The organism is Paenibacillus sp. P13VS, from assembly GCF_015143645.1.
Classification (GTDB): Bacteria; Bacillota; Bacilli; order Paenibacillales; family Paenibacillaceae; genus Paenibacillus; species Paenibacillus xylanilyticus_A.
In genome coordinates this window covers 119180-131762 of sequence record NZ_WYEV01000004.1, presented here as the reverse complement: position 1 = coordinate 131762, position 12583 = coordinate 119180, and the positions used below count along the sequence as shown (strand labels likewise).

General features: G+C 43.3%; 13 protein-coding genes. 7 read left to right on the top strand and 6 right to left on the bottom strand.

Annotated elements, in window-relative coordinates:
* The first annotated feature begins 116 nt into the window (after nt 1–116).
* Both pyrH and GUA98_RS10375 read left to right on the top strand, forming a co-directional pair.
* A complete protein-coding gene (gene pyrH, locus GUA98_RS10380; RefSeq protein ID WP_153977439.1) occupies nt 117–854 on the top strand; it encodes a UMP kinase in 738 nt (245 codons plus the stop codon).
* Nucleotides 855–958: 104 nt separating this feature from the next.
* Nucleotides 959–1924, top strand: a complete 966-nt coding sequence (locus tag GUA98_RS10375; RefSeq protein WP_193722980.1) for a quinone oxidoreductase family protein — start codon at nt 959–961, stop codon at nt 1922–1924.
* A gap of 192 nt (nt 1925–2116) precedes the next feature.
* On the opposite strand, the gene GUA98_RS10370 is transcribed toward GUA98_RS10375, so the two are convergent.
* The 4 genes from GUA98_RS10370 to GUA98_RS10355 all read right to left on the bottom strand — a co-directional run bounded on the left by GUA98_RS10370 (nt 2117) and on the right by GUA98_RS10355 (nt 5629).
* On the bottom strand, nt 2117–3313 hold the full coding sequence (locus tag GUA98_RS10370) for an MFS transporter (protein WP_153977440.1): 1197 nt from the start codon (nt 3311–3313) through the stop codon (nt 2117–2119).
* Between the two features lie 345 nt (nt 3314–3658).
* Nucleotides 3659–4531, bottom strand: coding sequence for an SDR family oxidoreductase (locus tag GUA98_RS10365; protein ID WP_153977441.1), 873 nt, complete (start codon nt 4529–4531; stop codon nt 3659–3661).
* Between the two features lie 246 nt (nt 4532–4777).
* Nucleotides 4778–5119 (bottom strand): antibiotic biosynthesis monooxygenase, encoded by a 342-nt coding sequence (locus GUA98_RS10360; protein WP_153977442.1) that lies wholly within the window; start codon nt 5117–5119, stop codon nt 4778–4780.
* Nucleotides 5120–5281: 162 nt separating this feature from the next.
* Nucleotides 5282–5629, bottom strand: coding sequence for a winged helix-turn-helix transcriptional regulator (locus GUA98_RS10355; protein ID WP_153977443.1), 348 nt, complete (start codon nt 5627–5629; stop codon nt 5282–5284).
* A gap of 315 nt (nt 5630–5944) precedes the next feature.
* Between GUA98_RS10355 and GUA98_RS10350 the strand changes: the two genes are divergently transcribed.
* On the top strand, nt 5945–7450 hold the full coding sequence (locus tag GUA98_RS10350) for an alpha/beta hydrolase family protein (RefSeq protein ID WP_193722979.1): 1506 nt from the start codon (nt 5945–5947) through the stop codon (nt 7448–7450).
* An 82-nt stretch (nt 7451–7532) separates the two neighbouring features.
* Nucleotides 7533–8438 carry a hypothetical protein gene (locus GUA98_RS10345; RefSeq protein WP_193722978.1) on the top strand — a complete coding sequence of 302 codons (906 nt, stop codon included), beginning with the start codon at nt 7533–7535 and terminating at the stop codon, nt 8436–8438.
* Here the strand turns inward: GUA98_RS10345 and GUA98_RS10340 are convergent.
* The gene (locus GUA98_RS10340) at nt 8427–8972 is read right to left on the bottom strand and encodes a GNAT family N-acetyltransferase (protein WP_193722977.1); all 546 of its coding nucleotides are present in this window, start codon (nt 8970–8972) and stop codon (nt 8427–8429) included. The genes GUA98_RS10345 and GUA98_RS10340 overlap by 12 nt on opposite strands.
* Before the next feature lie 386 nt (nt 8973–9358).
* Between GUA98_RS10340 and GUA98_RS10335 the strand changes: the two genes are divergently transcribed.
* Nucleotides 9359–9865: a GNAT family N-acetyltransferase gene (locus tag GUA98_RS10335; protein ID WP_193722976.1), complete on the top strand. Its 507-nt coding sequence runs from the start codon at nt 9359–9361 to the stop codon at nt 9863–9865.
* A 135-nt stretch (nt 9866–10000) separates the two neighbouring features.
* Here the strand turns inward: GUA98_RS10335 and GUA98_RS10330 are convergent, their stop codons facing one another.
* On the bottom strand, nt 10001–10492 hold the full coding sequence (locus GUA98_RS10330) for a DinB family protein (protein WP_193722975.1): 492 nt from the start codon (nt 10490–10492) through the stop codon (nt 10001–10003).
* 280 nt (nt 10493–10772) lie between these two features.
* On the opposite strand from GUA98_RS10330, the gene GUA98_RS10325 reads away from it, so the two are divergent.
* Entirely contained in the window at nt 10773–11192 is a 420-nt protein-coding gene (locus tag GUA98_RS10325; RefSeq protein WP_153977448.1) for a hypothetical protein, read from the top strand.
* Nucleotides 11189–12478 carry an ammonium transporter gene (locus GUA98_RS10320; protein ID WP_193722974.1) on the top strand — a complete coding sequence of 430 codons (1290 nt, stop codon included), beginning with the start codon at nt 11189–11191 and terminating at the stop codon, nt 12476–12478. The genes GUA98_RS10325 and GUA98_RS10320 overlap by 4 nt, the downstream gene beginning before the upstream one ends.
* Nucleotides 12479–12583 lie beyond the last annotated feature (105 nt).

The window sequence follows — 12583 nt, the reverse complement described above, 5'->3', positions numbered from 1 at the left end:
TGAGGTGTACACGACGGACTTACATTCAGTCTACTTGCATAATTTCATATTTCCATTCCATTAGACACTAAAGCAATTATTGCTTTAGTGTTTTTTATTTTATGGGGGTGTAATCATTGTCAAGGTACAAAAGGGTTCTCATTAAGCTAAGTGGTGGAGCAGTAGCAGGAAACTCTGAATTTGGTTTTGAGCCAGAAAGGTTAGACTATATTGCTGATGAAATTATGTCAGTAATAAACTTAGGCGTTGAAGTATCGTTAGTTATAGGTGGGGGTAACATTTTCAGAGGTAATATGGCCGAAAGCTGGGGGATAGAAAGGGCAGAAGCAGATAACATTGGGACGCTTGCGACTGTAGTAAATAGTTTAATGCTTCGTGGAGTTCTTAAAGCCAAGACCAAAAAGGAAGTACGAGTAATGACGGCAATACCTATTACTTCAGTTGCAGAACCATACTTCCGTCTAAGAGCAATCCACCATCTAGAAAAAGGATATATCGTAATTTTTGCAGGGGGGAACGGTCAACCTTACGTGACAACAGACTATCCTTCTGTACAAAGAGCCGTCGAGGTTCATTGTGACGCTTTATTCGTTGCAAAGCAAGGTGTTGATGGTGTTCTTAATGCAGATCCTAAATTGGATAAAGATGCAAGGAAATTTCGTTCACTTCATTACAACGATGTTTTAAAACACAACTTAAAGGTAATGGACCAGTCCGCTTTCATTTTAGCAAGAGACTACAATCTGCCCATGCATGTGTTTAATTTCGATAAACCAGGCTCGATGAAAGAAATTTGTGAAGGGCATAATAATGGTACTATTATTAGCGGTGAATCAATTTTGGAATTGGAATAACAGAACTTCTGTCCGAGGGAGCACTTTTGTGCTCTCTAGATTTCGTAAAGCAAGCCCGTTTCTTTTCAGAGCTCTTGAAAAATAGATAAGAGGAGGCCACTCAATTGAAAGCACTTGTATTTAATAAATTCGGAGGACCGGAAGTCCTAGAATATCTTGAAATTTCGGATCCAGTTATCGGGCCTGACGAAATATTAGTAAGGATGAAAGCCATCGGATTGAATTTTGCAGATATTTATAGAAGGAAAGGGAATTATCATCTTACTGGGAACTCCCCGTTTATTTTAGGTTATGAAGGGGCAGGAGTCGTTGAAAAAACAGGAGCTAATGTCCAAGGAATCAGCGTTGGCGACACTGTTGCATTTGCAGATGTCCCCCATGCTAACGCAGAAAAAGTGGCTGTTCCCATAGAAAAGGCAATTCCTCTTCCAGAGACCATTTCATTTGATAAGGCGGCTTCTGTTTTACTGCAAGGGTTGACTGCCCACTATTTAACAAAAGATAGTTATGCGGTTAAGGAGAATGATGTCATTCTAGTTCATGCCGCAGCAGGGGGCGTTGGACAGCTGCTTGTTCAAATGGCAAAGCTCTTCGGTGGGAGGGTCATTGGTTTAACCTCCTCGATGGAGAAGGCGTCGGCAATTAAGAACTCTGGAGGGAATCAGGTTTTTTTGTACTCGGATGATTGGAAGAGAAAAGTCATGGAGGAGACAAACGGAAAAGGTGTGGATGTGGTCTATGACTCAGTAGGCTCCACGCTCGAGGATAGTTTTGCAGTCACTCGCATTGGGGGGACGGTTGTATTTTATGGAATGGCAGGGGGAGACCCTGCTCCAGTTGACCCAAGGATGTTGATGGATACGTCAAAAACTTTGACTGGTGGGGATCTTTGGAATTTCCTTACTTCCCGCGAGGAACGGGCAACCCGTTCAGCCGAGTTGTTCCGCTGGATCGAAGAGGGGAGAATAAAGGTATCCGAGCCTACGGTATTTGCACTACGAGATGGAAGCAAAGCACATCAATTTCTAGAAAGCCGCAAAAGCACGGGGAAAATTTTATTAAGACCATAAAAATCGATGAATCTACCAAGACTCAAGTAGGGCAGATTATTCTTTTGTATCTGGTCAAAGAAAAATGCCCCTCCACCTTGTCGGTGAAGGGGGCTGCGACTGCATGACACTGTTGCAACATCCGCTCATATTCCAGTTCCTGCTGAAATCAGCTCATCACGATGTTTATTTTTTAATTGCTGATGCCAATTTTCATTCACTTGTAGATAACTTTCCTTTCTTGGAGCGGAATACATTCATGGTAAGCGGTAGAGAAGCCAGCAGCATCACTGCCCCAAAAATATAAGGAAGGTTAAGGTTTGTGTCAAATAACGAACCTGCAATAAGCGGACCAAATATGGTTCCAAGACTGGAATATGTGGTATTCAGACCAGATGCATACCCTTGTCGATCTCCTGCGTTTTTGGATATTAGCGTGCTGACGGAAGGCCGCAAAAAAGAATTAAATGCAAAGAATAACGCGGAAGCGAATAAAAGAAAAGCAAGGTTAACTTTGATCAGCATTAACATTAAAGCGATAGGCGCGATAATTAAGGATAGTCGAATTAACCTGATCTCACCCATCCTTTTCACAAACCAATCCAGCAGCCAAACTTGAATAACAATACCGATTATGGCCCCCAGCGTAATAATGATAGAGATGGTTGCAGCATTAAAACCGTATTTTTTCTCTACGAAAAGGGCAAATACCGTCTCATAACTCATGAGACCGAAGGTCATAACGAGAAGTAGAAGTAAGTACTTGAAATAGGGAACTTTAAAGGAACTCAAAACTTTTTTTCCAAGGTGATTTCCATCCGGATTGCGTAAAGAGCGCGTTCTTTTTTCAGGTGCAAGTGTCTCAGGCAATAGGAGGGTCAGCAGCGTAGCGAGCAATCCAAGACCAGCAGCACAGAAATAAGGCACACGTATGCCCATTTCGGCAATGAGGCCACCAAGACCGGGTCCAAGTACCATGCCCAAATTCATGGCTGCTCCAAAATACCCCATACCCTTAGCTCGCGTTTCGTGGGTCGTAATATCGGCCACATAGGCCAAGTTCGATGGGATCATTAAACCCAAGCTGATTCCGCCAATAAAGCGAGCGACATAAAGCAGAGGCAATGAAGTCGAAAGCGCAAATATGACATCAGAAATGACTGAAAGGAACATGCCGGCCATGATTAACTTTTTGCGTCCAAATCGATCAGATAATTGTCCTCCCAGAGGTGAAAATAAGAATTGAGCTGCACCAAATGCAGCGACCAGAAAACCTGCGACAGTTCCGCCTGCATGGAATAGCTTCAAATAATCAGGCAATATTGGAATAAGCATTCCTTGGCCCAATAAAGCTATAAATAGATTTAACATGAGAATGAAGAGTGGGAAGCGAACAGACTTTGGTAACATAAAATGAGCTCCTTTATTTACATTGTGTCAACCTTTACACGATGTAAATATCTTAATATGCAGGTGGAGGATTTGTAAATCGCATTTTATATCAAAATATCTCAACGATTCAATGACTAGTTGAGCGTCTAACAATATTACCAAGTGATCAGCTGATCAGAGTACTGCTGAATTGAAGAAGTATGTTGCAATAACGCTGAATAGAAAATAGCCAATCATTTATATGGTTGGCTATTTCTTCGTATATCATATTGAGCTAACGGGAAATTTTACTCAATAAAAAGCGCAGTCTAGGAATTTAAACTTTTCATAGAATTAAGTTAGTAACATTCCAGCTTTCAATCTTCAATTTGGAGATTTGATTTTAAAGAATTCCTTATATGTCATTGGTTTTCGACCAATCAGATGTTCAAGATCCCCAGACGTCTCCGAGAATTCTCCAGTGTTGATTCCTCTCACCCAACCTAATAAGAAATCAGTCATAAAAACAGGCAAGCCATTTGCTACCATAGTGTCTATATATTCTTCTTCGCTAATTGCCTCATAAGGGATATTTATCTCATTAATCTCCGAGAGGGCTTCAGCGATGTCTGCAAAAGAGCTTCCCTCGCTGCCACTTAAAGTATATGACTTATCTTCGTGTCCGTTTTGAGTAAGAACGGCTGCGTTGGCTGCCGCCAAATCGTCCAGAGATGCAGCGGCTACTTTACCGGAACCCGCTGGTACTCGTACGCCGACTTTAAGCTCATCTCCGAAATACGAATGCATGACTTCAAGATACGGTGGATTCCGAAGAATAGTATAGGCTAATCCGGATGCTTTAAGTGTTTGTTCAGCAAATAAGTCTGAAATCGATACTTCGGGAATAATAAGATTTGAATTTTCTTTTCGTATGATCGACGTGAAAATCACGTGTTTGACACCGGCCTGTTTTGCAGCTGCGATGACGTTGAAATGTTGCGTATTGCGGTCGGTAAATGCTTGCGCGGAAATAAGCATAACTTTTTCAACCCCATTAAAAGCTCGCAGAAGTGAGTCATAATCAAAATAGTCCCCCTGGTGAGCTTCTATACCTTCTTGAACAAACTTTTTGATTTTCTCGGATTCCGGATTACGTACCAATACAGCGACCTGATTGGACGGAACTTTTTTAAGAAGAAGCTCTAGTGTCCTGCTGCCGAGATTACCTGTTGCTCCAGTAATAAGTATTTTACCCATATGAATAACCCCTTTGCACTTTTATTAATGCTTTAATCGTATAACTAGAAAACAATTACAACTTTCCGAATCGTTCACCAGTTTTAAGATCATAGGCTTGACTGAAAGCCTATGTTTCACATTCTTGTTTTCCAATAAAGGTAAATGAGATATGACATCATTAAATGTAACAATCACAGTTACATTATAATCGAAAAAAGGTTATTAACTTACTGTGCAAGTAATAATACTTACCTTAAAAAAAAATTACTGTCTAACATTCGTCAGTGTACTTCCCCATTCACCGACTGGTTCAAGCCAGCTTACGATTCTATCATCAATAAGGTTGGTAAGTGCACCTTCATACTCAGCACGATAAGGTTTAGTAAGTTCGTGTTGAATCCAACTTTCTCTGGTGCCCTGCCAAATCTCATAGATGACAAGATCATCAGAATGATCAAGATCATCGGAGACGATCGCGTTTACAAAGGCAGGTTCACTTTTGAAGTTGCTAATCATTGCAAATAGACTTTCACGGAAAGCTTCTTTCTGACCAGGCTTAATTTTAAAACGTATATTGAGAATGATTTGATTGTTGTTTGTTGACATCGCTACACACTCCTTTTATTAACTCTTTAATTTTCTTCATGGCCACAAGTCTCATTATGTACGATGTATCACCTTTAAAATAGTACGTACTTTTTGGTGATATAGTAACCAAATAGTGATAATTGTGATGAAGTAAAGAATAAATTGATTTCTAAAATGACTCTATTCCACATTTAATCTCCGATATTCATCCTTATTCAATGCCTTCTCTGCATAATTCTGACCCCAATCACAAAGGGCTCGCAAAGTGGGTTCAAGAGACATACCCATTTCTGATATTGCATATTCCACTTTTGGAGGCACCTGATTGAACATTGTTCTTATAATCAAATGATTACTCTCCAACTCCCGCAAAGATTGTACTAACATTTTCTGAGAAATGGATGGGATGAGCCTTTTCAATTCACCAGTCCGTTTAGGACCTTTTATTAAGTAATATAGAATAAGAGGTTTCCACTTTCCGCCAATGACATCTAAGGTTATTTCCAGATCACAATAAAAAGTTTTCAATTAAGAAACACCATCCCTCATTTAATTTTTAATTATTATATTACATGTGTTGATCCAATCAACCTATCTTGCTGTATATACTGTCTGCTATTATCAATGTCATAAAACGAATTTACATAGTTATATTTGGTTTCGAGACAATCGAACTAACGGGACACGTTAGTTGAAGAATTCATCATTCAGCCACTCGCTGTTATCTGGGCCATCACTCAATCTTACAAGTGTGTAAGGCAATTGTCATTTAAATCAATGGTAGTCGCATAGCTGCTCCTCTAGACTAATCCACATATAGGATTATTTTAAGGGGGAGTTGGCGTGAGGCTTTTAGAAATGCTGCTTTTCATTTGTAGTGTTTGCTTGTTGGTGCTCCAGTTCGTCAATCATCAACGTATTCGAAAATCGACCTTGCTCGTTATAAGCGGGGCAAGTTTTACTTTCTTAGTGGTACATTTACTTGTCGAAGGATACAGAATTCAACTTTTATTTCTATACGGATTTATAATCCTGATGTTTATCATTTCGCTTATTGGCATTTTCATCAAGCCGAAAGTCGTTCAGATTGTCTCTCGAATGCCAAGGGTACTCGGTAGGCTTTTTATCGGGATAGGGCTAATGGCAACAGGGTGCCTCCTTTACGTGTTTCCCGTCTTCAACCTTCCGGTGCCAACCGGTGAGTGGAAAGTAGGCACGCAAGCTTTCCATTTTATTGACTCAAGCCGCGAGGAAACGTTTGGGAAAAGCACGAAAGGTAACAGGGAATTGATGGTTCAGGTATGGTATCCGGCTCAGGCTGATCCTGGCCAGTACGCTCCCTTTATTCCGGATACGGAGATTTTACGTTATATGGCTGGGAATTATGGCCTTCCCGGGTTTACGTTTCAACACCTTCAGTATGTATCCAATCATGCTTATTTGGAGGCCAAAGTCTCTTCAAAACAGAGAGCATACCCATTGATCATTGCAAGTCCCGGTTTTGGCTCTTCGAGGTTCCTCCACACGACGCAAGCTGAACATCTCGCGAGTCACGGATATATCGTGGCAGTGATTGACCACACCTACAATACATTTGCAACCCAGTTTCCAGACGGTCGAATCACAACCGACACAACCAACGACTTATTCTCGCCGGATCAGGATTATAGGGAGAGTAGAACCATGCGCGACAAGTTGGGGGAAGTGTTAACTAACGATGTGATCCTTACGCTGGACCAATTCGAGCTTATCCAATCGGGACAGATCCCAAGTAATCTAAAGGGAAGGTTGGATCTCGATCACATTGGGTTGTTCGGTCATTCCATCGGCGGTGCGGCTGCTTATGACGCTGCATACGATCCGCGAATCGCGGTCGGAATAGACCTTGATGGAGGGCTTTATCGTTTGAGTGACAGAGAGGGTCTGCAAAAGCCGTTTTTGTTTATCAACTCGGAAAGCTATTTTGAGAAATTAAAAATGGTGATGGAAAACCGGGTCTACACGGATGAAGAACTTAAACGTATGGGTTCAACAAGAGAGTGGGAGGATCAAGTAACGGCAGACAAAAAGTTAGAGCTAGACCGGATGCGATTAGCGGCCGATGAAGGGGGGCAAATCCTTTATATCGAAAATACGGAACACTTGAATTTTACCGATGTACAGTTCATTTCTCCGATGTTCAACCTGCTGGGTATTACAGGAAAGATTGCACCCCAAAGAGCTAACTCCGCTATCAATGCGTACATGCTGGATTTCTTCGATTTGTATCTAAAACATCAAAATGGAACCTTAATGAAAGGACCGAATAGCAGCTTTCCAGAGGTGAATTTCGTAAACTCACTGTTATAAATTACGGTAGATGGTAGATTGAAAAGACAAGAGAGCCTGTCTTAATTAACATGAGATCAGTTATGAAAAGGAGCGAGGTTAGATGGAAAAAAATCAATCAATCTATTTAGCTATCGATGAATCGATCAGATTCTTGGATTCTTCCCCGAACCTAAAGTTCAGCAGCGAATACAGCCGTGACAAATGGAATGGGGCCTGGTGGCACATGGCAGCAATTCACGAAATAGGAGAAGTGGACAAAATCCCCGAATCTGCTAATGTCCAAGCGAAAAGTTGGCTGGAAACGCAAGTCTGGCAGACGTTCATCATTTCCCCCAATGATCATCCAACAAGTGAACGTGATAAATTGAAGATGGATTGCTGTCATTGTGAACTTGCGGTGTACTATATGATTCTCCAAGCTTATGGCTGTGATCTGGATCATGAACTTCCCTGGATTCGCGAATGGCTGTTGAAATATCAGTTACCTGATGGTGGATTGAACTGTGATCCGGATGCTTATGTTCATTCCCATAAAAGTTCTATTGTTTCTACCCTTCCGCCTCTAGAGGCGATCTTATGGCATACAAACCACGATTTTACGGAACAGGAAGCCGTGTTTCTCGATGAAGGTGCACGCTATTTAATAGAGCATCGTCTTGTATGTTCTAAACATGATGGGACCATCATTAATACCGATTGGCTGAAACCCTGCTTCCCGAGATTTTTTGAATATGATATATTGCGTGGAATGTCTTACTTGGTAGAATGGTCAAGGCGCAGGAACAAAGCCCTTCCGGATGAGTTGATTAATGAGGGCTTGGAACGATTGAAACCCTATATAACAGCAGGCAATATGCGAATTGGCAGACAAGTTTTTGATCCACAAGGGCCATGGAATGGAGACACCTTTCCCTTGCTAGAAGAATTGTCCAGAATGGGCGATGTTTCGCCTTATCTGACCAGTCAGCTGGAACGAGTTATTGAAGTACAACCGTTACTTGAATAACTTGTACCAGTATAAAGTGGTTTCAATATCAGGAGTATATGACTGCTTCAGTGTGTCAGCTCCACCTAGTATGAATCCTTGTTTCACATAAAATCGGCAAGCACCTAGATTATCATCTTGTGCCTCCAGGGACATTCCGATCAGATTTCTTTGTCTGGCCCAATCTTCTGCTTTATGTAAGAGCAGCTTTCCGACGCCACTGCCTCGATAATCCTTTTTGGCAGCAATGTTTTCAATATAACAGAAGTGATTCCAATCCTTAATGATTCTGATTTGTCCTATGCAAGTATTATTCATATAAGCTAAAAACAAAGCTTTATCCTCTTGGTTTATATATTGGCTCCAATCAAGCTGGTCATCTGGAAAGCGTATTTCTCTCGTTTCCTCATAAAGTTCTTCAGTATAAGACCATCTTCCTGATTGTAAACTGGGGACAACTCTACCATATATCTCAAAAGAATCATTGGTCTTATTGAGATCCTTTATTAGGTCATCATGTAATGGAGTAATAATGATTGTACTCTCACTGGTCAATATTACACACTCCTTTTAGGAAGTTTTGATGTATATAATACCATAAAAAGTAAGTTGCTCATTGTTATAATTTAAATCAACCATGTTTACAAAAAGAGCCCTTCAAGAAGCGAAGCCAACCCGTCATGATGACGGGTTGGCTGAATGATATTGAGGCTAGGGAATAAGGAAAGCTAAACGAGAAATTTGAACAAAAGCAGCCGATCTATGATCGACTGCTTTTGTTCATTTAACAGGTGATAGGGGACAGCTCATTGAAGTTACACCGTTCATGGTATGGTGTCCCCTCGCCTTTGCATAGGAATGTTTGGGGATGACGTCTGCTTGCCTTCTCCGTTATAATATTCGTCATACTGGAGTTGATATGGAATGGTGGGGGAGTAGAGATGAAGCTGGAACGTGTGCAGATTGAATATGCGCGTCTTGAGGATTTGCCGAGAATTGTGGAGATTTATAATTCCACAATTGAGAGCCGGATGGTGACAGCAGACCTGGAGCCTGTTACGGTTGAGCAGCGCGTGCCTTGGTTTGAGGAGCATTCACCGGACCGTCGTCCGCTCTGGGTGATGAGACTTGAAGGACAAGTTGTGGCCTGGGCCAGTCTGAGTTCATTTTACGGGCGGCCAGCATACAACGGTACGGTGGAAGTGAGTGTGTATGTTGACGAGCAATGCCGGGGAATCGGGGCTGGTGGACGTTTGTTAAATACGATTTTTGATGCTTGTCCTGCGCTGGGAATTACAACGATTCTGGGCTTTGTCTTTGGACATAATGAACCAAGTCTTGGTTTGCTGCGCAAGCATGGCTTTGAGCAATGGGGTTACTATCCGGAAGTGGCTGTGCTGGACGGTGTGAACCGGGATCTGGCGATTTTGGGCAAAAAAATAATGTAAATGATCTGCTGTCAGGCCATGAGCCATGATCAGTATTTTAAGTTAATAATAACTACTTTGAACCCAAAAAACCTCCAAAGCACATCATCGTGCTTTGGAGGTTTTTAATGTTTTTATTGCGGATACGGAGAGCTCTTAAAATCCGAGCTGCTGCTTGATATCCTTGATCTGCCCGAGATGGCGTTCTTCATGATAGCTTGCAAAATCAACCCACTGGGCAAGGTCCATCTCTCCAAATACAGGATGAGGGAAAGACTTGCTGCGCAGCAGGGAGGAGTCATTGCTTTGGGCGAAATCAGTCAATGCCTGATGGGATTGTTCCAGATCCCGGCGAACGTCAGCAAGGGATTCCGGCCCTGCGGGAGGCTGCACATGGGGCGGAGCATCGACGGAACGGCTGCGGTCCAGTGAAAGTTCGTAAGGTTTTTTATCCACGGTCACATGTTGTTCCTTCTGCAGAGCAAGCTCAGCTTGCTTCACGATAATGCGCTCCATCAGGTTCAAGTGACGGAGTACCTGCATAACACTCCATTGCTCCGGTGCAGGTTTCCGGTTCAATTGTTCTTCGTCCAGCTCCGAGACGGTCTGCCAGATCTGATGCCGAATATCGTCATTGCGAGTTAACATGTTGCAATCCTCTCCTTATACATGGGTTCTAGATGTCAGCTTGTGAGGTTCCAGTACTGAAATGCGGATGCTTGATCTATAGCATAGAGGATCGAAGCGGAAAATGCGAATGATGCCGAATTGATGCTGTTATGTGTAATGAGATAAACAAAAATAAAGCCGTCTGCGAAGAACGACTTCTCATCCAAATAAACGGACTCCAAAAAAAGATTGACGAGCAGACCGCGGCAAACTATAATCGGTAACAAGTAACTTGATATGTAAGGAGTCCTGACATGATATGTTAGTAATCGACGAGGTGTACCACCATACAGCATTGCAAATATCATCGTCCGATTTATTGTACCTTATCGAGCAGCTGAAGGTCAAAAAAGAAAATGAGATTGGAACCCTCAAACATAAAATTGAACAATTTGAACAAAAGAAGCGTGCGGAGGAAGTTGCCTATCAATCCATGTCGACCGTACGGAAGTGGTTCGCAGGCCGTCCTGCCTCCCATCATCAGGCCGTGGAATATATGGTGCAGGTGAAGGAGCGCTTTCGCAAGATGGAACAGATCCGCCGTCATATTCGTGAACTGGATCGGATTATGGAGCAAATCGAGCATCCTGACATCAAGGAGAAAGGCGAGATTGAGCTTCCGCCCGATATGATCCGCGAGATCAGACAGCTTAGTGAAACGGAGGATGTACAAGCATGACTTTGGAGACGTTAAGCTCCGGGATCGATACGGTCTGGGTGGTACTGAGTGCGGCCATGATTTTATTGATGGAGGGAGGGTTTGCCCTCCTGGAGGCCGGGTTTGTCCGTTATAAAAACAGTGTGAACATTATTATGAAGGTTTTTGCCGACATTACGATAGGTACGTTACTTTTTTATGCTATTGGATTCGGATTGATGTACGGCTCTGATGCCGGAGGTTTTGTTGGAGTAACGGGATTCTTCCTGAATGGTGATCTGTCTCATATCGACGTGCCTGTATCGCTTGAAACGTTCTGGCTGTTTCAGGCCGCATTCACCATCGCTGTTATTTCCATCGTATCAGGTGCGGTAGCTGAACGGATCAACTTCCGGGCCTATCTCCTGTATATCATTTTGATGACGGCTATAATATACCCGGTTGGCGGTCACTGGGCATGGGGCGGTGGTTGGCTCAGCGAGCTGGGCATGCAGGATTTTGCGGGATCGGCTGTCATCCATACGCTGGGTGGATTCTCGGCCTTGGCTGCAGCGATCATTATAGGTCCGCGCAAAGGCAAGTACACGCCTCATGGCGTGAGTGCCATTGCTCTTCCCAGCAATCTTCCGCTTGCTTCCGTAGGTGCATTTCTGCTGTGGTTTGGCTGGTTCGGCTTCAACGCAGGGAGTACGCTTAGCGCCACGGATGCAAGAATTGGTCATATTGCGATTGTCACCATGCTATCAGCTGCCTCGGGTGGAGCGGTTACGATGTTATACACGCTGTTCCGCTTCAAACGTTCAGATGCTCCGTCGGTCATTAATGGATCTCTTGCAGGTCTGGTGGGGATTACGGCAGGCTGTGCATTTGTAGGTGATGCAGCAGCGATCTTTATCGGTGCAGTATCCGGCCTGCTCATGATGGCCGCAACCAATTGGCTTGAACGTCGCCGGATTGATGATCCGGTTGGTGCTTTCCCTGTCCATGCGGCATCCGGGATGTGGGGTACGATTGCTGTAGGGCTGTTCGCGACAGATGGCGGGTTATTCATGGGCGGTGGCTGGAAGCTGCTCGGTGTTCAGGCACTGGGACTCGCGGCGCTTGTCATTTGGGGCTTTGTCATGACCTGGTTCGGTCTGAAGCTCATTGGCAAAATGGTACCTGTTCGTTCCACGGAAGAAGAGGAAGATCTGGGACTGGATATTAGCTATCATGGCGTGATGGCTGCGCATCAGGCTCATGAGTTTCTTGATGGAGAAGAGCACATTCGGGCTTTGCAGCGTGATTCGTCCGATCAGATTCGTTAATAAGGTTTATATATGTAAGGAGACCTGCAGATCGTTCTGCGGGTCTCTTTTTTTTACTTTAAGCAGGGAAAGAACTCGTGCCGGAAGAATATACAGGTGTGAACG